Here is a 23075-nt window from a genome sequence, read left to right as displayed (position 1 = left end):
CTATGGAGGCGGGTGGAGGTTGCAAGGGGCGAGGGGCTGGTCAGATGGGCTTTTCGGTTACGCCGGCGGCGTCGAAGGTGGCCACCTCGTGCATGACGCGGACCGCCGCGCACACCAGCGGATGCGCCAGCAGCCCACCCGTCCCCTCACCCAGCCGGAGCTCCAGGTCGACCAGCGGTCGCAGGCCGAGGTGGGCGAGGGCGACCGCGTGGCCGGGTTCGGCGGAGCGGTGGCCGGCCACGCAGTGGTCCGTGACCGAGGGGGACAGCGCGTGGGCGGCCAGGGCGGCGGCACCGGCGATGACGCCGTCGAGGATCACCGGCACCCGCGCCGCCGCTCCGCCCAGGATGAACCCGGCGATGGCCGCGTGCTCGAACCCGCCGAGCGCGGCGAGGGTGGACAGGGGTGTCTCGGCCGAAGCACCCGCGTCGAGGGCGCGGCGGACCACTGCGATCTTGAGAGTGTGGGTCTCGTCGTTCACGCCGGTGCCCCTGCCGGTGACCGCGGCGGCGTCGGTACCGGTGAAGGCGGCGATGAGGGCGGCCGAGGCCGTGGTGTTGGCGATGCCCATGTCGCCGGTGATGAGGCAGCGGGCGCCGTCCGCGATGAGCGTGCGGGCCACGGAGATGCCCGCTTCGAGCGCCTGTACGGCCTGCGCCTGCGTCATCGCCGGGCCGAGGGAGAGGTCGGCGGTGCCGTACCCCACCTTCTTGATCATGAGGCCGGACGCGGGCGTGAGGTCGGCGGCCACGCCCACGTCGACGACGGTCACGGACGCGCCGACCTGGGCGGCGAAGGCGTTGGCCACCGCACCCCCGGCCAGGAAGTTGGCCACCATCTGCTGCGTGACCTCCTGCGGCCACGGGCTCACGCCCTGGGCGTGGACCCCGTGATCGGCGGCGAAGATGGCCAGGGCGGCGGGCGCCGGCATCGGGGGCGGGGAGGTTCCGGCCGAGCCCGCCAGGCGTACCGCGACCTCCTCCAGCGCGCCGAGCGCGCCGGGAGGCTTGGTGAGGCGGTCCTGGTGGGAACGGGCTTCGGCCAGCGCGCGGGCGTCGGCGGGGCGGATCGCGGCGATCGTCTCTTCCAGCACGCCCGCCACCTTAGCTAGTGGACGAGCTGGAGCGCTTCCTCGTAGCGGTCGATCACGACGTCGGCGAGGGTCTCGCAGTCGCCGATCACCTCGGCGCAGCGGATGTCGAGCTCGGGGTGGCCGGCGCCGTAGGCGAGCGCCTGGGCCCAGACCTTCTCCAGCATGACCCCGGCGAACAGCAGGTAGGGGACGACGATGACGCGCTTGGCGCCGAGCCTGCGGCAGCGCTCCAGGCCGCCGGGCACACCGGGCGGGGTGACGGAGACGAAGGCGGTCTCGACGGTCATGAAGTCGTAGGCGTGCGTCTCCCAGAACAGCCGCGAGACCCGGTGCACCTCGGCGTTGGCGACCGGGTCCGTGGAACCCTCGCCGACCAGCACGACGGCGGTCTCGCCCGGCTCGATCCTGGGGGACTCCTCAAGGACGGCGGAGGAGTCGACGACGCGCAGGCGGGGCCGCTCGGTGACGGGCTCCACGATGTCGGTGGCGGCGTCCTTGAGCCGCTCGGCGAGGACGGCGAGCACGCGGGGGTCGGGGCCGAGGGGGCGGCCGTAGTCGTACATGAGCGTGGGGTGCCTCTCCTGCTCCAGGGCCATGGCGGCGGGGAAGTCGTCGTCGCTGACCCGGCTGAGGCTGAGGGGCAGCGCCACCAGGCGGTGATGGCCGCGTGCCACCAGGGAGGCGACGGAGTCGCTCAACCGGGGGGTCGCGCGTTCGAGGTAACCGCCGGATACATCGGCGGCCTGCTCGTCGAGGCGGCATCGGAGCCGATGGACGAATCTGCCGAACTCTGCGGAATCGCCGTCATCGTTCGAGCCGTGCCCGATGAGCAGCAGCGGCGGCTTCATGTGTTGGGGTTCTCCGGTGCGTAGACAAGACACGCGAGGATAACCGATCGGCGACGGTTCAGAGAACCCGTGCGTGCACCACGAACACGGGATCGGCGGCGTGCAGGCCGTGTGAGCCGTCGGAGTGGGCGGTCAGCCTGGAGGCCTGGATCTGGGTGCCCTCGGCCTGGTAGCCCTGCTCGCGCAGCAGGTCGAGTACGGCGGGCACGTGCTCGACGGTGTTGAGCGAGCACACGAGCGTGCGGGGGCCGCGGGCGGCGCAGGCGGCGATCACGTCGGTTCCGCCGCCGCCGACGAAGACGGCGTCCGGGTCGGGCAGCGGTTCCAGCGCGGGCGGGGCCTGGCCGCGGGTGAGGGCGACTTTGACGCCGTGTTCGATGACGTTGGCGCGCAGGCGGGCGCAGGCTTCCTCCTCGCGCTCGACGGCGACGACGGCCGCGCCGAACCTGGCGCACTCGACCGCGATCTCTCCGGATCCGGCGCCGACGTCCCAGATCAGGTCGCCGAGGCGGGGGCCGAGCTTGGCCAGGATGAACGCGCGTACCTCCGGCGCGATCCCCGTGCCGAACGGCAGCGCCCACTCGCGCGGCCCCGGCTGCGCCCCCGCCACCCAGCCGGTCTCCCTGGGCCGGTGCAGCGGGTCGAGGACGAGGACGACGTCGGGGTCCTTCCACGGCCGGGTGGTGGCCTCGCCCATGCGGCTGTGGGTGACGCGCTGGCCGGGGCCGCCGAGGTCCTCGCAGACGATGAGGGAGCGCGGGGTGGTGGGCGCGAGTTCGCGGGCCAGCTCGGCTGGGCCGACGCCGTCGGTGCAGAGCACGGCGACCTTGGGGTGGGCGCGGCAGGCGTTGACGACGCGGGCGAGCTGGTAGGCGCCGGCGGGGGCGACCACGAGGGCGTCCTCCCAGTTGAGCCCGGCGCAGGCGAACGCGCGGGTGATCACCGCGGTGGCGGGCAGCACCTCGGGCTTGATGCCGCGGGCACGCAGCGCGGCGACGGCGCCGAACAGCCCGGGGTCGCCTTCCGCGAGCACGACGGCGGGGCCTTCGCCCTGTTCGAGGTGGTCGTCGAGGGCGTCGATGAGCGCGTCGGACGAGGCGGTCGGCGCGTCGATCTTGAGCTCGCCGAGGAGGGCGTCGGGGCCGATCACGAGGGCGGCCGCGCGCAGCCGGTCGGCCGCCATGGCCGGAAGGCCGGTACCGTCCCAGCCGATCACCGTGATTGTCACCCCTTCAGAGTGACGTCTTTCCCACCTGCTCGGAAGGGATGTCGGAAGGGATAAGGCCGTACACGACGAGGTCCTCGCCGTGGCCGCCGTTGCGTGCCACGCCTTCGCGGACGAACCCCGCCTTCTCCGCCACCCGCTGCGAGCTGGTGTTCGACGCCGCGGCCCGCAACTGGAGCCGCAGGAAGCCGTGCTCGGCGAAGATCCAGCGCGCGACGGCGAGCACGGCCTCGCCGATGTAGCCGTGCCCGCGGGCCCACGGCGCGGTCATGTAGCCGACCTCCGTGGTACGCATCCGCCAGTCGGTGTCCTTGAGGTCGACGCCGCCGACGTACCGCCCGCTCTCGCGCTCCTCGACCGTCCACGCGACGCCCGCGCCGTCGGCGCGCGCCTGCTCGACGTGACGCAGGAAGCCGCGCGCGTCCGCCTCGGTGTAGCCGCGCGGCACGGTGGTGAAGGCCTGCGTCCGCTCGTCGGCGCCGGTCGCGGCCAGTCCGGGAATGTCCCGCTCGTCCGGCCGCCGCAGCCGCAGCCGCGCCGTGAGCAGCTCACGGTGCGGGAAGACCTCTCTGGGGGTACGGCTGTCGCCGCGCAGCAGCCCGAACATGGCCAGATCGTGCGGCCCGTCGTCCTCCAGGACCGCGGCCCGCAGCACGCCTTCCCTGGTGAAGCCGGCTTTCTCGGCGACCCGGAGCGAGGCGGTGTTGTCGAGGTTGGCGGTCAGGTCGATACGCCGCAGGTCGGTGTGCGCGAAGACGTGATCGGCCAGTCCGGTGACCGCCTCAGGCGCGAAACCGCGCCCCCGGTAGAGCGGGTGGACGCCGTAGCCGACCTCGGTGGTTCCCGCGGTCCACGAGGTCTTGAACAGGCTGATCGCGCCCACGACCAGCCCGTCGACATCCGTCATGGCCAGGTGCGCGCCGGTGCCCGAGCGCTGGAGTTCGTGCACGCCCGCGGTGAGCCACGGGGTGATCCCGGCGACGTGCGCGGGCGCGCCGGGCGGCAGGAAGATCGCCCCGGACTCGACGACGGCGCGGATCCGGTCGGCGTCCTGGGGGCCGAACGGGCGCAGGACCAGGCGTTCCGTCGTGACGGTGAGCTGTGCGTCGAACACGTGCGAAGGCTACCCAGTCAGGTGCTGATGATCACTTCCAGGGTCCTTGGACCGTGCACGCCCTCGACGCGGTTGAGCTCGATGTCGCTGGTGGCCGACGGCCCGCTGATCCAGGTGAGCGGCCTGGACGGGTCGAGCCTGGCGATCGCGTCGGGGACGCCGCCGACGATCTGGCCGGCGCGGACCAGGCACAGGTGGTAGTCGGGCAGCAGCGTCTGGGCCCGCTCGCCCTGGCGGGTGTCCAGGACGATGGTGCCGGTCTCGGCGATGGCGATCGCGCAGCCGGTGACGACGCCGTCGGCCGCCGCCAGCTCTTCCCGTGACCACGCGCGTTCGCCGGGCACGACCATCCGCTTGCCGGCGGTCAGCTCGGCCACCTTGGCGTCCACGTCGGCGGCGGGCACCACGTGCACGATGGCCCGGTAGTCGTCCAGCCGCTCGGCGAACAGCCCGACCGGGTCGGCCACGGGGACGCTCGTGCGGTAGTCGCGCGGGATCTCCACCTCGGGGGCGCCCTTCACGGCCTTCCTGATCCGGCCCAGGATCTCCTCACGCGCGCCCATCACGATCCCACCAATCTCTGAACGACTCTTCCGGAATGTCCGGCAGGTCCCGGGTGTCGGTCCAGGCCGACAAGGGGCCGGGCAGGCGCTTGGGCACCAGTTTGCGGAAGCGCGTGGCGAGGCGCTGGGCCTTGGCCAGCCGTACCTCGTCGTTGAGCACCCAGCCCGCGACCTTCATGCCCGCGCGCTCGGCCCGGCCGTGCGGGACCTTGGCGCGCAGGTCGACCAGCACCTCCGGGATGTCGATCGCGACCGGGCAGGCGTCGAAGCAGGCGCCGCACAACGACGAGGCGTAGGGCAGCGAGGCGTCCAGTTCGGTGTCGAAGCCGCGCAGCAGCGGGGTGAGGATGGCGCCGATCGGGCCCGGGTAGACCGAGCCGTAGGCGTGGCCACCGGCGCGTTCGTAGACGGGGCAGACGTTGAGGCAGGCCGAGCAGCGGATGCAGCGCAGCGCCTGCCGGCCGACCTCGTCGGCGAGCACGCCGGTGCGGCCGTTGTCGAGGAGTACCAGGTGGAAGTCCTGGCCTTCCGCGGAGCCCGTCCAGGTGCTGGTGTAGGGGTTCATGCGCTCGGCGGTGGAGCTGCGCGGCAGCAGTTGGAGGAAGACCTCCAGGTCGCGCCAGGCGGGCAGCAGCTTCTCGATGCCGACCACGCTGATCAGCGTCTCGGGCAGGGTCAGGCACATGCGGCCGTTGCCCTCGGACTCCAGGACGACCAGCGTGCCGGTCTCGGCGATCATGAAGTTGCCGCCGGAGACGGCGACCTTGCTGGCCAGGAAGCGTTCGCGCAGGTGGAGCCGGGCGGCGTCGGCGAGCGCGGGCGGGTCGTCGGTCAGTCCGGGCGGCGCGGGGCGGCCCCACTCGGCCATCTTGTCGAGGAAGATCTCGCGGATCTCCGAGCGGTTGCGGTGGATCGCCGGGACCAGGAAGTGCGAGGGGAAGTCCTCGCCGAGTTGCACGATCAGCTCGGCCAGGTCGGTCTCGTACGCGGTGATGCCCTCGCCGGCCAGATGCTCGTTGAGCCCGATCTCCTGGGTGGCCATCGACTTGACCTTGACCACCTCGCGCTCGCCGGTGGCCTTGACCAGGTCGGTGACGATGCGGTTGGCCTCGGCGGCGTCGCGCGCCCAGTGGACGGTGCCGCCGTTGCGGGTGACCGCCTCCTCCATCTGCAGCAGGTAGCGGTCGAGGTGGCGCAGGGTGTGGTCCTTGATGGCCTTCCCCGCCGCGCGCAGCTCCATCCAGTCGGGCAGTTCGTCGACGGCCTTGACGCGCTTGCCGCGGATGGTGTGCGTGGCCTTGCGCAGGTTGTAGCGAAGCTGACTGTCCTGTACGGCCGCCGCCGCGTTGGCCGGAAAGGCGCCGGGCATGCCGAGGAAGGTGCCGCTCATCGTTCCTCCGTCGCGGCCAGGATCTCGGCCAGGTGCATGATCCGCACCCCGGTCCGCTGGCGTTTCATCGTGCCGCCGATGTGCATCAGGCAGGAGTTGTCGGCGGCGCAGAGCACTTCGGCGCCGGTGTCGAGCACGTTGCGTACCTTGTCGGCGCACATGGCGGCGGAGATGGCCGGGTTCTTGACGGCGAACGTGCCGCCGAAGCCGCAGCACTCGTCGGCGCCGCCCAGGGGGATCAGTTCGAGGCCGCGCACGTTCCGCAGGAGGCGGGTGGGGCGATCGCCCAGGTGGAGGCCGCGGAGCGAGTGACACGTCGGGTGATATGTCACCCGGTGCGGGAAATATGCGCCTACGTCGTCGACTTTGAGGACGTCGATGAGGAACTCCGACAGGTCGTGCACCTTCGGGGCCACCTCCGCCACGGCCACGGCTCCCCTGCTGCCGGGCCGTACCAGCTTGGGGTACTGCTCGCGCACCATCGCCGCACAGGAGCCCGACGGCGCGACGACCGCGTCGTACCCGGCGAAGACCTCGGTGAAGTGGCGCGCCAGCCGTACCCCCTCATCGCGATAGCCGGTGTTGACGTGCATCTGCCCGCAGCAGGTCTGGGCGGCGGGAAAGTCGACCTCGCAGCCCAGCCGGCGCAGCAGCGACACCACCGCCTTGCCGGTGCCGGGGAAGAGCGTGTCGTTGACGCACGTGATGAACAGGGCGACCCGCACGGCACTCCTTCCTCTCTATGGTCTGACCACTGTATGGTCAGACCATACAACGCGACAAGAGGGGTGCCCGTGACCGACACCGGATGGCGGCCCGTGAAGCGGACCCGCGCGTTCGAGGACGTGCTGGCCCAGATCGAGCACCGCATCGTCGAGGACGGGCTGACCGTCGGCGACCGGCTACCCGGCGAACGCCAGCTCGCCGAGCAGCTCCGGGTCGGACGCTCGTCGGTACGCGAGGCGCTGCGCGTGCTGGAGACGCTGGGCGTGGTCTCCTCGCAGGCCGGGCGGGGCCCGGACGCCGGAGCCGTGCTCACCTCCCGGCCCGACAGCGCGCTGACCGACCTGCTCAGGCTCCACCTCGGCCTGGCCAGCCTGGAGCTGCGCGAGGTGATCGACACCCGGCTCATGATCGAACGCTGGGCCGCCGCCGGCGCCGCCACCGCCCGCGCCGACACCACCGGCCTCGTCGCCGCGCTGGAGGGGATGGAGCGGGCCCGGACGGCGGAGGAGTTCGTCGAGCACGACACGGCCTTCCACTGCGCCATCGCCGACGCCTCGGGGAACCGGCTGATCGCCGCGATCATGCGCTCGCTGCGGGAGTCGGTACGGCGGTACGCGATCGAGGCGGTCGAGCAGCTCGGCGACACCCGCGTGCTGCAGGCCGATCATCGGCGCATCCTGGCCGCGATCGCCGCCGGATCACCCGAGGAGGCGGCGCGGGCGGTCACCGACCACCTGGCGCACGCCTACCCCGCCCTCTTCCCGGAGTCCTAGCCGCCTTCCCGGAGCCTTAGCCGCCGAAGGCGGCCTTGTTGTCCCTGGCCCACGACTCGAAGGAGCGCGCCGGGCGGCCCAGAACGTCCTGGACCGCCGTGGTCACCACCGCGTTGCCGCCCGCCGCGATGAACGCCCAGCCCTTGGCCGCCGCCTTCGCGTAGGCCGGGTCGGGGATCTGGGCGACGGCCCGCTCGATCGGCACGTCGACCGTCTCCACGCGCCGCCCGATCGCCCGTCCGATCAGTTCGGCCTGGTCGTGGGTGGTGAGCAGGTCGGGTCCCGTGACCTCGTAGACCCGGCCGTGGTGCTCGGAGCCCGTGAGCGCCGCCACGGCCACCGCCGCGATGTCGCGCGGGTCGACGATGCCTTGGCGGCCGTCGCCGGTCATGTTGGGGATCGGCTGCCCGGCCTTGACCATCTCGGCCCAGCCCAGGGCGTTCGTGGCGAACATCGAGGGCCGGACGATCGTCCACTCGACCCCGGAGCCGGTGAGGGCGCGCTCGCCGGCCGCGTGCATGCCGGCGACGTCCTCGGGGTCCTCGCTGTCGCCCGCCCCGATGGCCGAGATCTTCACGATCCTCTTCACGCCCGCTCCGGCCGCCACGTCCACGAACGCGCGGTCGTGCGCGGCGATCTCCGGCCCGAACGGCGTCAGTAGCAGCGCCGCCGACACCCCCGTCACGGCCGCCTCCAGCGACCGCACGTCCCCGAAATCCCCCTGTACGGCAGGCCCCGCCACCTTGCCGGGATCGCGCGTCATCGCCCTGGCCGGGACGCCCGCCCCGGCCAGGAGCCTGGTCACTTCACTGCCGATGGTGCCCGTGGCACCGGTGATCAGAATCATGCCGTCCACGCTGCCAGCGGCGCCCCGGCGGCCTATAGGAAGAATCGGCACGGCGTCGGGGTTGCCCACGGTCATGAGAACCCTGGAGGCCGAGGTGCTGACCCGGCGGGCGCACACCGATCACGAGGTGCACGTGCGCGCCCCGGACACCGCCGCCGTGCTCGCCTTCCGCAGCGGAAGGGACGGGACCGGGCTGGTGGTGCTCGGGCCCAGAACCCGGGCGTCCTATTTCGCCCCGGGCGACGCCCCGCGCTGCGTGACGATCCGGCTGCGCCCAGGGCCGGCGGGCGCGGCGCTCGGGGTGACGATGCGCGGGCTGGTGGACCGGGTGGTGCTGCTCAGAGACCTGTGGGGAGCCGCCGCCGACACCCTCCTGGACCGGCTGGCCGCCCGCGACGACGCCGAGGTGGCCCACGGCCTGGCCGGAGCGCTGGAGGAGCGGGTCCGGGCCGGCTCGGCCGCCGACGCCGCCCGCGCCGATCTGGTGGACGCCGCCGCCGGACTCCTCACCGGCGCCGGCCGGGTGCCCGAGGTGGCCCGCGAGCTGGGCGTCTCGGAACGGCACCTGCGCAACCTCTTCCACGACGCCGCCGGCCTGTCCCCCAAGCGCTACGCCCGTATCCACCGGGTCCGCAGCGTCCTGGCCGGGGCCCGCGAGGAGCCATGGGCGGAACTTGCCGCCGAAACCGGCTTCTACGACCAGTCGCACCTGTCGGCCGACTTCCGCGCGGTCATGGGCGTCCCGCCGGGCGCCTTCCGCGCCGGCCGGCTGCCCGCCCCGGTCCCGTGCGCCTGGTCACGCCTATAAACCTGGTCACGCCTATAAAACCTGATCACTCCTGTAGGTCGGCGATGCGGCACGAGGCTCCGACACAGCCGCGCATGGCCGTCAGCCGCGCCTGCAACGCCAGCACCAGCCCGAGCGGCGCGGTCCCGGCGAGGTTGTTCAGCTGGTCGGGGTCCTGGTTGAGGTCGTAGAGCTGGGTCTCGCCGGTCTGGTACTGGACGTAGGTGTAGTCCTTGGTACGCAGCGCCGCGTAGTCGGGCACCGGCGTCTGCTTGGCCGACATCTGGTTGAGCGGCCGGTTGAACTCGACGAGCACGTTCTTCCGCCACGGCCGCGGCTCCTGCCCGCGCAGGAACGGCAGCAGCGACCGCCCCTCCGCGAAGTCGGGCGTGACGGCCCCGCCGAGCTGGGCGAAGGTGGGCGCCAGATCCACGGTCGCGGTCAGGTCCCGGACGGTCGCCCCCACCGGCACTCCGGGCCCGCGCACCACGAGCGGCACCCGGATCGCCTCCTCGAACGGCGTGGTCTTGCCCTGTTTGAGGCGGTGGGTGCCGAGGTGGAAGCCGTTGTCGGAGGCGAAGAAGATGTAGGTGTCGGCGAGCTTGCCGTTCTCCTGCAGCGTGGTCATGAGCGAGCCGACCAGGTCGTCGACGCCGAGCATGGCGCGCAGCCTGGCCCGGTAGCGCTCGTCGACGCGGTCGATGGCCCGCTGGCCGAGTTTCGGCAGCGAGCGGAGCCAGACCGGCTCGTTGCCCACGTCCTCACGGTTGAAGTTCTTGGTCCTGGGGGCCTGGGCGTCGGGGAAGGCTCCGGCGTGCCGTACCGCGGGGTTGGCGGGGTTGTGGGGGGCAACCGGGGCCAGGTAGAGGAAGAACGGCTGCCGGCCCGAGGACTGGACGAAGTCGCGCACCTTGGTGGCGAGCACGTCGGAGAGGTAGTCGTCCTCGGCCCAGCCGTAGTCGACGAGGGTGCCGTTCTCGTTGAGGCGGTAGCCGTACTCCTCGTAGAGGTTGCGGACGGGCACGCGCCAGTCGTCCCAGCCGGGCGGCACGTAGGTGGGCGCGGCGGACTCGCCCGGGTAGTGGTTGAGGAACTTGCCCATGAGGGCGGTGCGATATCCGGCGGAACGCATCCAGGTGCCGATCGTGGAACGTTCCAGACCTGAGCGGTAGAACTTGTCGAATCCGCCTTCCGGCGCGGTGTTGGTCAGGACGCCGTGACTGTGGACGTACTGGGATCTCAGGATGGAGCTGCGCGAGGGGCAGCACCAGGAGTTGGTCACGAAGAAGCGGTCGAACGAGGTGCCCTGGCTCACCAGCTGGCGGGTGATGTTCGGGAAGTACTGCAGCGTGCCGGACTCCAGGTCGTCGACCAGGACGAGCACGATGTTCGGCTTGGGCGCCCCCACCGCTCCCGTGGCGAGCGTCGTCCCCATCGCCGCAGGTAGGAGCAGCAACAGGAAGGCGAGTCGACAGAAACCCTTAACCACAGAACAGACTTCCCCGAAAGATGGTGCATTGACACCCAACGGCGTGCGCAGCACTAATAGAACTTAATTCGGAGGTGTCACATGAAGCTCGGGCTGAACCTCGGCTACTGGCAGCGCAACGCCGACGACGCGACCGACGCGGTCCTCGCGGCCGAGCGGCTCGGCTACGACTCGGTGTGGACGGCGGAGGCCTACGGCAGCGACGCCTTCACCCCGTTGGCCTGGTACGGCGCCCGCACGAGCCGCATCAAGCTGGGCACCTCCGTGGTCCAGCTGTCGGCCAGGACGCCCGTGGCCACGGCCATGACCGCGATGACCCTGGACCACCTGACGGGCGGCCGCCTGCTGCTGGGCGTCGGCGCCTCCGGCCCGCAGGTCGTGGAGGGCTGGTACGGCCGGCCGTTCGCCAAACCCCTGGCCAGAACCCGCGAGTACGTGGACATCATGCGCCAGGTCTGGCGGCGCGAGGCCCCCGTCACCAGCGACGGCCCGCACTACCCCCTCCCCCTTCCCGGCGAGCTCGGCAAGCCGCTCAAGCTCATCACCCACCCCCTGCGCCCCGACATCCCCGTCTATCTCGGCGCGGAGGGCCCCAAGAACGTCGCCCTGGCCGCCGAGATCGGGCAGGGCTGGCTCCCGCTGTTCGCCTTCCCCTCCAAGATCGAGGAGATGTACGGCGGCGCCCTGGCCGGCCGGGGCCCCGACTTCGAGATCGCCGCCATGGTGATGGTCGTCATCTCCGACGACGTGCGCTCCGCGCTGGACGGCGTGAAGATGATGCTCACCCTGTACATCGGCGGCATGGGCGCCAAACACCGCAACTTCCACGCCGACATCATCGGCCGCATGGGCTACGCGGAGGCCGCCGAGCACATCCAGGCGCTGTACCTCGCGGGCCGCAGGGACGAGGCGTTCAAGGCGATCCCCGACGAGCTGGCCGACGGCATCTCGCTGGTCGGGCCGCCCGGCCGGATCAAGGAGCGGCTGGAGCTGTGGCACAAGTCCCCCGTGACCAGCCTGCTGGTGATGGGCCCGCGCGACGAGGACTCCCTGCGCACGATCCGCGACCTGGTCCTTTCCTGACCTTCCTGGCGTCAGGTCAGGAAGGCACGGAGCACGGTGATCAGGTCGGCCGGGTTGTCCTCCTGGACGAGATGGCCCGCGTCGGGCACGACGGCGAGCTCCCAGTTCGGGAGGCGATCGGCCAGCTGTTCGGCGACGGCCTGGGTGAGCACCCTGCTGCGGCCGCCGCGCACCAGCAGCACCGGCACCCCGGCGAGCTGGGCGGGCAGCTCTTCGACGGCCGCGAGGATGGCGGGGAAGTCGGGGGGACGCAGGTCGCCCTTCGGCACCCAGCCGCCGCCGGGGCCGCGGCGGAACAGCGTGCCCATCCGGTGGGCGACGCCGGCGCGGCCGGCGCGCGGATTGACGCGCAGCGCGGCCTCCACGACCGTCTCCAGATCCGCCACCGGGCCCAGCCCGAACATGAAGGCCCGTACCTCCCTGGTGCTCTCGAAGTCCACGCCGGGCGCGACGTCGACGAGCGCCAGCCTGTCCACCAGGCCGGGCCGCGACTCGGCCAGGCGGGCCCCCACCACGCCGCCGAGTGACATGCCGGCCAGCCGTACCCGGTCGAGGCCGAGGTGCTCGGCCGCGGCGGCGACGTCGGCGGCGTGGGTGCCGACGCGGTAGTCGTCCGACCAGTCGCTGTCGCCGTGCCCGCGCAGGTCCAGCGCGATCAGCCGGGCCTCGCCGCGCAGGCCGAGACAGACGAAGTCCCAGGTACGCGCGGTGAGCCCGCCGCCGTGCAGCAGGAACACCGGGGTTCCCGTGCCGCCCCAGTCGAGCCCGCGTAACCGGCAGCCCGCGCGGGTGAAGCGGATCTCGCGAGGCGGCGCCGGATCGTGGATCGCGACTCCGAGCGCCGCCGCCAGCTCGATCGTGGTTCGCACGACGCCTCCTTACCTTGGGCCTTCAAGGTAAGAGAATTACCTTGGCCAGTCAAGGTAGAGTGGGCACGTGACCGGCCGAGTGCGACGCAAACCCGATGAAGCCAAGCGGATGATCCTTGAGGCGGCGAGCAGGCTGCTCTCGGCCGGCGGACCCGCCGCCGTGCAGGTACGCGCCGTCGCCGCCGAGGTCGGGATGACCGACGCCGCGATCAACCACCACTTCGGCACCCGCGAACAACTCCTGGAGTCCCTGCTGCGGTTCGGCGGGTCCAAGCTGAAAGCCGAACTGCGCACCGTCCTGGGCGCGTGGGCCGACGGCCCGGTCGACCCCGCCGCGCTGGTCCACACCCTCTACACGCTCTACGCCGGCGGTTACGCCGCCCTGGCGATCGCGCTGCACCAGTCCGGCTGGCGCGACCCCGGCAGCGGGCTGCTCGACGAGGTGGTGGACCGCCTGCACGCCCAGGCCCGCCTGCACTGCGCGAGCACCGGAAGAACGCCGCCGTCACGCGAGGCGATCCAGCTCACGATGGCCGGGCTGCACCAGGCCGTCGCGCTGGAGCCGCTGTTCGGCGGCGAGTTCCGCAGAAGCGTCGGACTGGACACGGCCGCCAGGGACCGCGCGCTCGACTGGTGGATCGCCCTCCTGCGCGCCACCATCACCGGGCCGGAGGTCAGCCGAGGATCCGGCGGGCCGCCGCGAGCTGCCGCACCTTGACCGCTCTCAGCACCTGGAACTTCTTGGGGTTGGCGCGGATGGCGTCGTTCTGGACGCGGGTCTCGGCCGCGGCCCAGACGGACACGAGGCCGGTCTTCTCCTTGCACCGCACGTCCGTCTGGGCCGTGCGGATCTCCTGCCCGGTGGGCTCCTTCGTCGACCAGCGCCGGTCGGTGATCGCGGCGAGCGGGTCGGGGTAGCGGAAGCCCGCCTCCGCCATGCAGGCGCTCCAGGACCGGAAGACGCGGACGACCCCCTCGTCTCGCTGAGCCGCGTCGAACGTGGTGAAGATGACCTTGTTGAAGAAGGCGGCGTCGACCTTCGGGGCGCCGCCGTACATGCTGTCGCGGGCTTGCTTGAGGCACGCCTTCGCCGCCTCGCGTACGCCCGGCGGAGCCCCGGTGACGCGGGCGAGCGCCTTGACCCCGCGAGCGGCCACGGCCGGCCGGTACGGCGGCGCGTGATAGCCGAACACGTCGGCTACCCGCGACTCGATGACACCGTAGCGACGGCGATGCGGCGGCTCGATCTCGCTCTCGCCGGGACCGGGCAGCGCCTGCCAGGCCAGGCCGCGAGCGTTCATGCAGTCGCGGACGACGACGTCCTCGGCGACATCCAGGGTCATGTCCTCGGCGGGGCTGAAGTTGTAGGCGTCAAAAGGAATGGTGAGTTGCCGCACTTGCGGATCGGGTTCTGGAACGGCGATCTCCTGCGGCCTTTTCGACGGCGTTTCCCTTTCGGTCGGCGAGCAGCCGGATGCCGCTCCGACGAGGAGCACAAGGGCCATGCCCCATCGCCGGATCGGCATGCTCATCTCCTAGATGCGAATTATTGCCGCTGAATTACAACGGCTATCTCAGCGAATCCGTCTTGTTGTCGAAGCCGTTGTTCGTGAGGTCCTTGTCCTCACTCTCGGCCAGGGCCTTGTAGCCGGACGAGCCGGAACAGTTTGTCTTGGCGTAGAACTTGATGGTCCGGTTGTATTCGTTCTGCTGGGAGCTCGCCATGTTCCTGTACTCGGGTGGGAGGTTCCCGCAGACCCCGGGCGAGGGCATGATGATCCGGAGCGCGAGACCGCGGAAATCGTCGTGTTCGTACAGGCACAGGCGGTTGTTGGCACAGCGGCCTGCGGCGTCGGCGCGACTGTCGATGACTTCGACGGTCAGCTCGCTGGCAGTGGGTTCGATCGGGTCGTCAGTCGCCTGGGCGGCGGGACCCAATCCCGCGAACCCGACGACGCCGAGCGCCAGGGCGCTGATGACGAGAGCTGCTTTTCGCTTCATGTGCATTTCCCTTCCTTGACCTGTCGACAAGGGGGCAATCGCGATGAGGGCAGCGTGGTGCCACCCTCCAGATCAGCTTCTCTGGGCCCCCTTGAGAAGCTGACTGGAAAGTTATCCTGAATTCACAGGAATGGTCAATATCGACATTACGATGCTGCATTCACGCAGCGCCGTTATGCGTATGCGCAAACAGGAAATAGGTTATCTTCGGGCATGGCGAAGGCGCCATTGTGAACACTGTAATCGCAAGAGTAATACGTACGCAAGATGTTTACTGTGTGCACATCAGTGCACAGCGTAAAGCCCGAGGTGGTAGCCGCGCAGCGGCTAGGGAAGCGGGCGGGCGCCGCGGAGAAACTGCTCGACCGCGGTCTCCACGAGTCCGTCGAGCAGTTCCGGGTCGACAAGGTTGCCGTTGATGAGCGCGGCGATGCCCTGAAGGGTCGCAAACAGGACGATCCCGATCCGGGCCGTGTCGCCCGCCTGGAGCATGCCCTGCGCCTGCCCTTGCAGGATCAGTTCGATCATCAGCCCGAACGGCGCCTCGGCCGCCTCGGCGATCTGCTTCGCGTCCGGCCGGTGCTTGCTCGTGTACATCAGCTCAAGCAGCGCCGCGTTGTCGGTGGCGAAGCGGGTGTACGCCATCATCGCGGCCCGCACCCGGGACGGGAAGTCGTCGCCCGCGCCCGCCATCGCGGTGCGCAGCGTGGTGTCCAGGCGGGCGAATCCGGCCACGGCGAGCGCGTCGAGCAGCGCCTGGCGGTTGGGGAAGTGCCGGCGCGGGGCGGCGTGGCTGACGCCGATCTCCCTGGCCAGATCGCGCAGCGCCAGCTGGTCCGCGCCACTCTCGCGCAGGACACGTTCGGCCGCGTCGAGCAGGGCGGCGCGGAGGTTTCCGTGGTGGTAGGGGCGCTCGTCGGTTGCTTCTGGCACAGGCAGAGGCTAGCACAATGTGTCTGTTGACAACATTGTTGTCGGTGCCTACTTTGTAGTCCATGACAACATTCTCTGCTTCTGACGTCCCGTCCATGGCCGGGCGTACCGTCGTCGTCACCGGCGCGAACAGCGGGATCGGCCGCGCCGCCGCCCGCGTGCTCGCCGCCAAGGACGCGCGGGTGGTGCTCGCCGTACGCGACCTCGCCAAGGGCCGGGCGGCCGCCGCCGGGATGACCGGCCGCGTCGAGGTCCGGCGGCTCGACCTCGCCGACCTCGCCTCGGTCCGCGCGTTCGCCGAGGACTTCACCGAGCCGGTCGACGTGCTGATCAACAACGCGGGCGTCATGATCCCGCCGTTCTCGCGTACGGTCGACGGGTTCGAGCTCCAGTTCGGGACCAACCACCTGGGGCACTTCGCCCTGACGAACCTGCTGCTGCCCCAGGTCAGGGAACGGGTCGTCACCGTCTCGTCCGGCGGGCACCGGGTGGGCTCGATCGACTTCGACGACCTCGGCTGGGAGCGCAAGCCGTACCGGGCGATGGGGGCTTATGCGCAGTCCAAGCTCGCCAACCTGCTGTTCACCTCGGAGCTCCAGCGACGGCTCAGCGAGGCCGGTTCAACGGTGATCGCGACCGCCGCGCACCCCGGGGCGTCGGCCACGAACCTGCTGCGGTTCGACGGCCGGAGCCGCGTGCGGTACCTCGTGATGAAGGCGGCGGTCGGTCTGCTCGCGCAGAGCGACGACGACGGCGCCCTCCCGACGCTGTACGCGGCCGTGGCCGACATCCCGGGCAACAGCTACGCGGGCCCGCGCGGTTTCCTGGAGACACGCGGCGCACCGAAGCTGGTCGGCCGCTCGGCGAAGGCACGCGACGCCGAAGCGGCGCGGCGCCTGTGGGAGGTCTCCGAAGAGCTGACGGAGGTCACCTTTCCCCGGCGCTCTCTCCAAGCGGCCTGAGCGGTCCCCGCTTCTTGAGTTTGGTCGCGACCAGGGCCGGACCAGGAGCCTTGACCGATACCTTCTTGCCCCGGAAGCGCACCCCCGCACCGGGCTCCATCGGACACCGGCGGGGTCCTTGGCGGGGAGAGCGCCGGCGGCCGCGAGCATCTTCTTCACGTGGACGGAGCCCAATCAACAGGAGATCACTCGCGTAAGGTCAGAACGTGGACAGTTCTCTCTTCGTCCTCGTCGAGGACCTGCGCGGCGAAGGCGTCGGCAAGGTGCTCGACCGGGTGCTGGGGTACGGCGTGGCCGGGGTCACCGTCGGGGCCGTCCACCACGGTTCCCGCGATGTCACCCCGCACGGGCCGTCCAAGCTGACCCTGCGGCACGACGGCGCCCACTTCGCCGTGCCGGACGACCTGTTCGCCGGGCTGCGCCTGGTGCCGCCGACCGGCTACACGGACGCCTTCGACGGTCTGCTCGCGGCCTGCCGTACACGGGGGCTGAAGTTGCACGGACGGGTGGTGTTCCTGCGCAACGGCACGCTCGGCGCCCGGCACCCCGACGTGACCGTGCGCAACTGCTTCGGCGACCGCGGCTACCTGACCGACCTGTGCCCGGCCCACCCCGACGTGCGGCAGTACGCGGTGGCGCTGGCCAGGGCCGTCGCCAGGCTCGGAGTGGACAGCGTCGTCGCCGAGGGGCTGCACTACCGGCCGTTGCGGGCCGAGCGATCGTTCGTGCCGCTGGGGCCGATGGACGCGTACCTGATGGCCCTGTGCTTCTGCGACCACTGCGTGGCACGGGCGTCCGCCCTCGGCATCGACGCTCACGCGGCGCGCGAGGAGTGCGCGCGGATCGTCGGCGGCGTCCTCGACGGCGACCCGCCCGCCGAGGGCGAGGTGACCCGGGCCGCCCTGAGCGCCTACGCGGGCCCCGACGTCGTCGCCTACGCCCGCGCCCGCGCGGAGACCGTCACCTCGCTGGTCGCCGAGGTAGCGGAGGCGGTGACCTGCGAACTGGTCTTCATCGACCCGACCGGCGCCGTGAAGGGCTACCGCGACGGCCTCCCGTCACCGGCCCTGGCCGCGCACGACGCCTGGCTGCTCGGCGTCGACCCGGCCGCGCTGGCCGACCTCGTCTCCTCCTTCGCCGTCCTGGCCTACGCCCGCGACGCCGCCAGGGTGGCCGACGACGTGCGCGCCTACCTGCGCTCAGTGGGCAAGCATCGCGAGGTACGCGTGGTGCTGCGCCCGGGTTACCCCGACAACGACTCGGCCGACCGCCTGACCGCCAAGGTGCGCGGCGCCCGCGCGGCCGGCGCCCACGCGGTCGACTTCTACGCCTACGGCCTGGCCAGCCACCGGGTACTCGACCGCATCCCCCACGCGCTCTGTCCTACCTCACGGGAATGACGAGGCCATGTCCGAGGCGAGCATCCAGATCGTCCCCTACGACCCGGCCTGGCCGGCCCGCGCCGCCACCGCGATGCGAGAGCTGCGGGAGGCGTTGCCCGGCGCGTTCGCGGAGATCGAGCACATCGGCTCGACCGCGGTCCCGGACCTGGCGGCCAAGCCGATCATCGACCTGATGGCGGCGGCGGACCTCGCGCTGGTCGAACGGCAGGAGGCGGTACTCACCGGCCTCGGCTATGAGCGGCACTTCAACGACATGTCCGACCGGCTCCTGTACGTGCGTGCGAGCGGCGGCGTCCGCGCGTACCAATTGCACGTGGTCACGCTCGACAGCTGGCCGAGGCGCAACCAGCGCTTCTTCCGCGACTACCTGCGCGAGTACCCCGCGGACGCGGCCCGCTACGCCGAACTCAAACAGGCGCTCGCCGCCACCGGGATCGCTCCCGGCGACTACGCCCGCGCGAAGACGGAACTCATCCAGGAGCTGACCGACCGGGCCCGGCAGGAGCGGGGCCTGCCGTCTGTCCCCGTCTGGGAGAAGTGAGCTACTTTCCGCCGCTGCGACCAGTCCACAGGTAGCCGTCGAGCTGCTGCCTGGTTCGGCCCACTATCGTCGTGCGAGATCGAGAACAACCCTGTACAGACAAGGAATCCGTATGACCACCGCGCTCATCGTCGGCGACCTGCAGGCGGGCATCGTGGACAACTATCCGTTCGCCGCCGGTGTGCTGCCCGTCGTGGAAAAGGTCGTTCCCGCGGCCAGGGCCGCCGGAATCCCGGTGATCTTCATCCGGTTCGGGCTGCGGGCCTCCGGCCTCGACGTGTCAGCCGGGAACCAGGTGATCAGCGGCCTGCACGGAGCCGGGACGCGGTTCCACTCAGAGTCGCCCGAGACGCTCGTGCACCCGCGCATCGAGCCGTTGCCCGGCGAGGCCGTCGTGCTCAAGCACCGCGCCAGCGCGTTCGCGGCGACCGACCTCGACCTGATCCTGCGCGCCCAGGGCGTCGACTCGATCGTGCTGACCGGGGTGGCGACCGGGGCGATGGTCGCCGCCACGCTCTACGACGCCGCCGACCGCGACTACCGCCTCACCGTGCTCAGCGACGGCTGCGCCGACGGGGAAACGGACGTGCACGACTTCCTGGTCGGCCGCGTCTTCCCGGCCAGGGGCGCCAACGTGCTCACGGGCGAGGAGTGGATCGCCCGCCTGTATCCATGATCCGTCCCGTGCTCTGACACCCTGCGTCCCCCTTCGCTACTCCATCAACGTCACCCTGGACGGATGCTGCGATCATCGTGTGATCGTCACGCGGAGCCGCGGCCCTCCGTCCTTCAGACACCCAACCGCCTCACCCGGGCTTGCCCCTCAGGAGAGCGCCCGAGCGGAGCGAGGACCTTGCCCTTGTGGGGGTGTGGGGGGCGCTGAGCCCCCCACGTGTCACAGCCCGGAGCCTCCCCTTGCGCGAAGCGCCTTCTGAGAAGAGCGGAGGCCCGAGTTAGTCGGGGCGGGGGGCCGGGTCGGCGGTGACCGCGCGTAGCAGTGGCCTGCTCAGCGCTCCTGCCCCGATCACTCCGCCGAAGCCCAGCCCCACACAGACCGCCAGCGTGATCAGGCCGTTCACGCTTACCGAGCCCAGCATGAACGGCATCGCGCAGAACGCGCCCACCGCGATCGCGCCACCACCCATCACCGTCAGCGGGATCAACGTCTCCGCCCGCCTTGCCTTGTCCAGGACCGACAGCGGGGTGCCCGCCAGGCGCAGCAACGCGTACGTCTGCCGGCGGTCCAGCACCGACGACGCGGCCGTGATGCCCGAGCTGGCGATCGCCACCAGGAACGACACCGACAGCACCACCACCGTCCCGGCTCCCACGTCGGCGAGCATCTGCATGCCGAACCGCTGGTCGTCGGCCTCGGTGGTCGGTGTCCTGCCGGGGGTCAGGCCGTCGAGGGCCGTCCTGGCCCGGTCCACTACCGCGGCGTCCGCGGTGGAGCCCAGGGCGGCTACGACGACCTTCTTCTCGGCCTTCACCGTTGCGGTCACCCCCGCTTTCGACAGCCGTTCCTTCGCCTGTGTCACCGCGTCCTGCGGCGAACCCGACAACACCGCGACACGCAACTGCGCGGGCCCCGGATCCGACGAGAAGGCCGACGGGCTCAGCAACCCCAGGAAGCCTGCCACGAACCCGGTCAGCGCCACCCCGCTGACCGTGCGCCAGGCCGAGCGCGGGTCGTCCACGAGCCGCCGCCCGGCCAGCAGTCGTGCGGGACGGCGGGCCGAGCCGGCCGTGATCCGGCCGATCAGGGCCACCACCCATGGCCCGACCAGGTTGATGCACAGGAACGCCAGCCCGATCACCACCGCGATCACGCTCACGCTCGTGCTCCTGCTCAGCAGGGGAACGACCGCCAGCACCGCGACCAACGCCAGCACACGGAAGAACCGCAGCCCCGGCGGGGTCTCCCGCTTGGCCACCCCCAGCGGGCTGACCACGACCCGGCGCAGTCCCACCACCGCCGACAGGCCGACGAGCAGCGGCACCGCCACGAGGGTCGCGGCCAGGACGAGAGGGCTGGGCCACAGGTCGGACAGGTACCAGACGCCGCCGCCGATCTGAATGCGCGACAGCAGGGGTACGGCCACGCCGTACAGGATGGCGCCCGTCAGTGCGCCGGCGAAGGCGACGATGATCGCCTCGGCCACGGTCATGGCGGCGACCTGCCCGGGGGTGGCGCCGATGAGCCGGAGCGAGGCGAGGCGCTGGTCCCGGCGGGCGACCGTGAGACGGGCCGCCGCGCCCCCGAACACGAGCAGCGGCACGATCATGAGCACGGTCGCGATCAGCGCCAGGACCTGGTACGCCTCGGCCTCCTCCGACGCCGCCCCCGCGAAAGAAGCGATCTTGGTGGGTGGCGAGCCCACGATCCAGTCGTCGCTGCGCGGCGCGGTCATGGCGGCGGCGTCGGGACGGTGCCCGATGACGGCGACCAGCTCACCGGGATGGACGAGCCCTTCGTCGCCGATCTGACCGGCGACCTTGGGATAGCGGCCGGCCAACTGGTCGGCGGGCAGTTCCTTGACCAGAGCGGCCAGCGCGGGCGACAGCCACGCCTCCCCGGGCGCGGGAAAACGCGGCAAACCAGGCGGTGCAGGCACCACCCCAGCGGACGCCACCCCAGCGGACGCCACCCCAGCGGGCACCGCCCCAGCGGGTGCCACCCCAGCCGGCACCGTCCCGGCGGGCGCCACTCCGGCTGCCGCCTTCTCGGGAGGCAGCGCGGCCAGGTCGACGACGGTGATCTGCCGGTCGCGGACGAAGTCGTGGCGCTGGGCCTCGATCGCCACCGCCCCGGCCTGGGCGGCGACGGGGTTGCGCCAGGCGCCGCGGTCGGCGCGGGCGTCGAAGGCGAAGTTGGCGGAGACCGCGAACAGCAGCAGCGCGGTGGAGATGGCCACGGCGCCGAAGGTCAGCCAGGTGCCGAGCATGCCGCGCCGGCCCCCGCCACGCAGCAGCCGCCAGCTGAGCGCGAGTGTGGTCTTCATCCGTGCGCTCCCCGGAGTGCCAGGATGTGGCCGTCGCGGACCTCGACCGTGCGGTCGCAGGCGGCGGCCACGTTGGGGTCGTGGGTGACGACGATGAGCGAGGCGTCGTTGTGCTTGGTGGCCTGGACGAGCAGGCGCATGGTGTCGTGGCCGGTGTTCTGGTCGAGCGCGCCGGTGGGCTCGTCGGCGAAGACGACGGCCGGCTTGGTGACCAGCGCGCGGGCGATCGCGACGCGCTGCGCCTGGCCACCGGACAGTTCGCCGGGCCGCCGGGTCTCCATGCCCTGCAGGCCGAGGGGGGCGAACCATTCGCGGGCCTGCCGTACGGCCTGGAGGCGGGTGACGCCGCCCAGCATGAGCGGGAGCGCGACGTTCTCCTCGGCCGGCAGTTCGGGCAGAAGCTGCCCGAACTGGAAGACGAACCCGAAGCGGGTACGGCGCAGCGCGCTCCGCTGTCGTTCGCCCATGGCGTCGATGCGCTGGCCGAGCAGGTGCACCTCGCCGGAGTCCGGTTTCATGATCCCGGCCAGGCAGTGGAGCAGGGTCGACTTGCCGGAGCCGCTCGGCCCCATGATCGCCACAGCCTCGCCGGCCCGTACCGCTATGTCCACGCCGCCCAGCGCGACCGTCTGGCCGAATCGTTTGGCCAGCGCCCTTCCTGCAAGCACCTCGTTCATGGGGAAAAGCTTCTCGATCAACCGGGGGGCGGCGGATCGGCCGAGCGTCCGGTTGCCCCTCGGCCGAACGGCTGATTCTAGAGTTGGGGCCGTGACTATTCGCGTACTCATCGCCGATGACCAGGAACTCGTGCGCACGGGCTTCAAGATGATCCTCGACGCCCAGCCGGACATGGACGTGGTGGCGGCGGTGGCCGACGGGGCCGACGCGGTCGCCGAGGCCAGGCGGCTGCGTCCCGACGTGTGCCTGCTCGACATCCGCATGCCGAAGCTGGACGGGCTGGAGGTGACCAGGGCGCTGGCGGGCCCCGGGGTGGAGAACCCGATGCGCGTGGTGATCGTCACCACGTTCGACCTGGACGAGTACGTCTACGGCGCGCTGCGCGCGGGCGCGACCGGTTTCCTGCTGAAGGACAGCGGCCCGACGCTGCTCATCGAGGCCATCAGGGCGGCGGCGACGGGCGACGCCCTGGTGTCGCCTTCGGTGACGGTCCGGCTGCTGCAGCACCTGGCCCAGCCCAAGCGGAGCGCCGCGCAGCCCGACGAGGCGCTGACCGAGCGCGAACTCGACGTGGTACGCCTGGTGGCCAGGGGCAGGACGAACCAGGAGGTGGCCGGTGAGCTGTTCGTCTCGCTGTCCACGGTAAAGACACATCTCGGGAGCATCCAGTCGAAACTCGGTGCCCGGAACCGGGTGGAGATCGCCGCATGGGCGTGGGAATCCGGTGTGGTGAGCTGATTAATTCCGG

Annotated in this window: 24 protein-coding genes; 9 read left to right on the top strand and 15 right to left on the bottom strand. The window is 71.4% G+C overall.

The features are described 5' to 3' along the window. Positions 1 to 40: 40 nt before the first annotated feature. Genes cobT through ACFWY5_RS38340 form a run of 7 tightly spaced genes read right to left on the bottom strand, consistent with a single transcriptional unit; the run spans position 41 to position 6958 of the window. Positions 41 to 1093 carry a nicotinate-nucleotide--dimethylbenzimidazole phosphoribosyltransferase gene (gene cobT, locus ACFWY5_RS38370; RefSeq protein ID WP_379614851.1) on the bottom strand — a complete coding sequence of 351 codons (1053 nt, stop codon included), beginning with the start codon at positions 1091 to 1093 and terminating at the stop codon, positions 41 to 43. A gap of 14 nt (positions 1094 to 1107) precedes the next feature. Beyond that, a complete protein-coding gene (locus tag ACFWY5_RS38365) occupies positions 1108 to 1941 on the bottom strand; it encodes a sirohydrochlorin chelatase (protein ID WP_379614849.1) in 834 nt (277 codons plus the stop codon). Between the two features lie 58 nt (positions 1942 to 1999). Further along, positions 2000 to 3169 carry a precorrin-6Y C5,15-methyltransferase (decarboxylating) subunit CbiT gene (locus tag ACFWY5_RS38360; protein ID WP_379614847.1) on the bottom strand — a complete coding sequence of 390 codons (1170 nt, stop codon included), beginning with the start codon at positions 3167 to 3169 and terminating at the stop codon, positions 2000 to 2002. Between the two features lie 4 nt (positions 3170 to 3173). After that, a complete protein-coding gene (locus ACFWY5_RS38355; RefSeq protein ID WP_379637690.1) occupies positions 3174 to 4280 on the bottom strand; it encodes a GNAT family N-acetyltransferase in 1107 nt (368 codons plus the stop codon). 17 nt (positions 4281 to 4297) lie between these two features. After that, the gene (locus tag ACFWY5_RS38350) at positions 4298 to 4843 is read right to left on the bottom strand and encodes a lactate utilization protein C (RefSeq protein ID WP_379637733.1); all 546 of its coding nucleotides are present in this window, start codon (positions 4841 to 4843) and stop codon (positions 4298 to 4300) included. Continuing rightward, on the bottom strand, positions 4830 to 6233 hold the full coding sequence (locus ACFWY5_RS38345) for a lactate utilization protein B (RefSeq protein WP_379637689.1): 1404 nt from the start codon (positions 6231 to 6233) through the stop codon (positions 4830 to 4832). Before ACFWY5_RS38345 ends, ACFWY5_RS38350 begins: the two co-directional genes overlap by 14 nt. Next, the gene (locus ACFWY5_RS38340) at positions 6230 to 6958 is read right to left on the bottom strand and encodes a (Fe-S)-binding protein (RefSeq protein WP_379614841.1); all 729 of its coding nucleotides are present in this window, start codon (positions 6956 to 6958) and stop codon (positions 6230 to 6232) included. The genes ACFWY5_RS38345 and ACFWY5_RS38340 overlap by 4 nt, the downstream gene beginning before the upstream one ends. A 69-nt stretch (positions 6959 to 7027) precedes the next feature. Here ACFWY5_RS38340 and ACFWY5_RS38335 point away from each other — a divergent pair, with 69 nt between their 5' ends. Next, entirely contained in the window at positions 7028 to 7732 is a 705-nt protein-coding gene (locus ACFWY5_RS38335) for a FadR/GntR family transcriptional regulator (RefSeq protein WP_379637688.1), read from the top strand. A gap of 16 nt (positions 7733 to 7748) precedes the next feature. Here ACFWY5_RS38335 and ACFWY5_RS38330 read toward each other — a convergent pair whose 3' ends face one another. Beyond that, positions 7749 to 8579 carry an NAD(P)H-binding protein gene (locus ACFWY5_RS38330; RefSeq protein WP_379637687.1) on the bottom strand — a complete coding sequence of 277 codons (831 nt, stop codon included), beginning with the start codon at positions 8577 to 8579 and terminating at the stop codon, positions 7749 to 7751. Positions 8580 to 8652: 73 nt separating this feature from the next. On the opposite strand from ACFWY5_RS38330, the gene ACFWY5_RS38325 reads away from it, so the two are divergent. Further along, entirely contained in the window at positions 8653 to 9387 is a 735-nt protein-coding gene (locus ACFWY5_RS38325) for a helix-turn-helix domain-containing protein (RefSeq protein ID WP_379637686.1), read from the top strand. A 25-nt stretch (positions 9388 to 9412) separates the two neighbouring features. Here the strand turns inward: ACFWY5_RS38325 and ACFWY5_RS38320 are convergent, their stop codons facing one another. Continuing rightward, entirely contained in the window at positions 9413 to 10801 is a 1389-nt protein-coding gene (locus tag ACFWY5_RS38320) for a sulfatase (RefSeq protein WP_379637685.1), read from the bottom strand. A gap of 135 nt (positions 10802 to 10936) precedes the next feature. On the opposite strand from ACFWY5_RS38320, the gene ACFWY5_RS38315 reads away from it, so the two are divergent. Then, positions 10937 to 11938 (top strand): LLM class F420-dependent oxidoreductase, encoded by a 1002-nt coding sequence (locus ACFWY5_RS38315; protein WP_379637684.1) that lies wholly within the window; start codon positions 10937 to 10939, stop codon positions 11936 to 11938. 11 nt (positions 11939 to 11949) lie between these two features. Here ACFWY5_RS38315 and ACFWY5_RS38310 read toward each other — a convergent pair whose 3' ends face one another. Then, entirely contained in the window at positions 11950 to 12807 is an 858-nt protein-coding gene (locus ACFWY5_RS38310) for an alpha/beta fold hydrolase (RefSeq protein WP_379637683.1), read from the bottom strand. Between the two features lie 67 nt (positions 12808 to 12874). Between ACFWY5_RS38310 and ACFWY5_RS38305 the strand changes: the two genes are divergently transcribed. Further along, the gene (locus ACFWY5_RS38305; RefSeq protein WP_379637682.1) at positions 12875 to 13525 is read left to right on the top strand and encodes a TetR/AcrR family transcriptional regulator; all 651 of its coding nucleotides are present in this window, start codon (positions 12875 to 12877) and stop codon (positions 13523 to 13525) included. On the opposite strand, the gene ACFWY5_RS38300 is transcribed toward ACFWY5_RS38305, so the two are convergent. The 3 genes from ACFWY5_RS38300 to ACFWY5_RS38290 all read right to left on the bottom strand — a co-directional run bounded on the left by ACFWY5_RS38300 (position 13482) and on the right by ACFWY5_RS38290 (position 15741). Next, positions 13482 to 14204, bottom strand: coding sequence for a hypothetical protein (locus ACFWY5_RS38300; protein WP_379637681.1), 723 nt, complete (start codon positions 14202 to 14204; stop codon positions 13482 to 13484). The genes ACFWY5_RS38305 and ACFWY5_RS38300 overlap by 44 nt on opposite strands. A 172-nt stretch (positions 14205 to 14376) precedes the next feature. Then, positions 14377 to 14814, bottom strand: coding sequence for a peptidase inhibitor family I36 protein (locus tag ACFWY5_RS38295; RefSeq protein ID WP_379637680.1), 438 nt, complete (start codon positions 14812 to 14814; stop codon positions 14377 to 14379). Between the two features lie 321 nt (positions 14815 to 15135). Continuing rightward, on the bottom strand, positions 15136 to 15741 hold the full coding sequence (locus ACFWY5_RS38290; protein ID WP_379614821.1) for a TetR/AcrR family transcriptional regulator: 606 nt from the start codon (positions 15739 to 15741) through the stop codon (positions 15136 to 15138). A gap of 62 nt (positions 15742 to 15803) precedes the next feature. Here ACFWY5_RS38290 and ACFWY5_RS38285 point away from each other — a divergent pair, with 62 nt between their 5' ends. The 4 genes from ACFWY5_RS38285 (at position 15804) to ACFWY5_RS38270 (ending at position 19323) form a co-directional block, all read left to right on the top strand. Next, complete coding sequence (locus ACFWY5_RS38285; RefSeq protein ID WP_379637679.1) at positions 15804 to 16703, top strand: oxidoreductase; 900 nt, start codon at positions 15804 to 15806, stop codon at positions 16701 to 16703. A 206-nt stretch (positions 16704 to 16909) separates the two neighbouring features. Beyond that, positions 16910 to 18103, top strand: coding sequence for a hypothetical protein (locus ACFWY5_RS38280; protein ID WP_379637678.1), 1194 nt, complete (start codon positions 16910 to 16912; stop codon positions 18101 to 18103). Positions 18104 to 18110: 7 nt separating this feature from the next. Continuing rightward, positions 18111 to 18647 carry a GrpB family protein gene (locus ACFWY5_RS38275; RefSeq protein ID WP_379637677.1) on the top strand — a complete coding sequence of 179 codons (537 nt, stop codon included), beginning with the start codon at positions 18111 to 18113 and terminating at the stop codon, positions 18645 to 18647. Between the two features lie 112 nt (positions 18648 to 18759). Beyond that, a complete protein-coding gene (locus ACFWY5_RS38270; RefSeq protein WP_379637676.1) occupies positions 18760 to 19323 on the top strand; it encodes a cysteine hydrolase in 564 nt (187 codons plus the stop codon). Positions 19324 to 19600: 277 nt separating this feature from the next. On the opposite strand, the gene ACFWY5_RS38265 is transcribed toward ACFWY5_RS38270, so the two are convergent. Next, the gene (locus ACFWY5_RS38265) at positions 19601 to 21649 is read right to left on the bottom strand and encodes an ABC transporter permease (protein WP_379637675.1); all 2049 of its coding nucleotides are present in this window, start codon (positions 21647 to 21649) and stop codon (positions 19601 to 19603) included. Beyond that, positions 21646 to 22326 carry an ABC transporter ATP-binding protein gene (locus ACFWY5_RS38260; protein ID WP_379614807.1) on the bottom strand — a complete coding sequence of 227 codons (681 nt, stop codon included), beginning with the start codon at positions 22324 to 22326 and terminating at the stop codon, positions 21646 to 21648. The genes ACFWY5_RS38265 and ACFWY5_RS38260 overlap by 4 nt, the downstream gene beginning before the upstream one ends. Positions 22327 to 22417: 91 nt before the next feature. On the opposite strand from ACFWY5_RS38260, the gene ACFWY5_RS38255 reads away from it, so the two are divergent. After that, positions 22418 to 23065, top strand: a complete 648-nt coding sequence (locus ACFWY5_RS38255) for a response regulator (protein ID WP_379614805.1) — start codon at positions 22418 to 22420, stop codon at positions 23063 to 23065. Positions 23066 to 23075 lie beyond the last annotated feature (10 nt).

Source organism: Nonomuraea sp. NPDC059007 (assembly GCF_042740555.1).
Classification (GTDB): Bacteria; Actinomycetota; Actinomycetes; order Streptosporangiales; family Streptosporangiaceae; genus Nonomuraea.
Note: the sequence above shows the minus strand (reverse complement) of the source record. Positions and strands in the feature narration are given on the sequence as shown.